The organism is Pseudomonas sp. PA-1-3F (genome assembly GCF_021609665.1).
Taxonomy (GTDB): Bacteria; Pseudomonadota; Gammaproteobacteria; order Pseudomonadales; family Pseudomonadaceae; genus Aquipseudomonas; species Aquipseudomonas paracarnis.
On record NZ_WJZD01000078.1, the window covers coordinates 1 to 730 of the forward strand.

Annotated in this window: 1 pseudogene; it reads right to left on the reverse strand. The window is 61.1% G+C overall.

Features of this window, described 5'->3' with window-relative positions:
- Nucleotides 1-730 (reverse strand): annotated as a pseudogene (locus GIV26_RS27035) (hypothetical protein); the annotation flags it as partial.

Consider the following 730-nt stretch of genomic DNA (forward strand, 5'->3'; position numbering starts at 1 on the left):
CCTCATTGAGGTGCACATCAATCAACGACACCGCCGACCAGCGCGCCCGCTCCTCCGGCAGATTGCCGCCCGCGTCCCGCACCTGGTAAGCCACGCGCGTAAGCCGGTTATTGCCCGCGGCGCTGATAGTGGCGTAGTCGACGGTCAAGGTGATGTCACGGCCCACTTCGCCGGGTTGGACCCGGTGCTGAACCACTTGCGAGCCCCAGGCCAGAGTGATCAGGTCATAAGCGCGCATGTTTAGCCAGTAGCGAATGATGATCTTGACACCCGCCAGTGCCTGCTGCTGGTTGACGCCATGCAGCAAAACCTCCGGTGGGACCTCATACGCCAGCCCCTGGTGGCCGGGCAGACAGTCTCTGTCTTCGCCACCGGGGCGAGTCAGGCTGACCCGTAACTTGATTTCTTCGGTGAATGACTCATTGCCGCTTCTGCGCCTTAGCATGCCACGTACACCGTCGACCAAGTACGGGACGATATGGTGCGCGGGAACAGTCAGCGGGATCAGGTCAAGGTTTTCCTCGCCTTCGCGAATCGGCGTAGAGGCCACGGGAATATTACGGTTGCCCCAGAACAGTGAGGCAACACTGCCCGGACTGACGCCATCTTTGGGGTTGATCAGGTAGACCACCAACGGCACCTCGGTATGCCGCAGGCCGATACCGCCATGCGCCCCTTCGATATCACCATCAATGGCCGGTTCCATCAGCGGAACAACGATGGGCGGCAG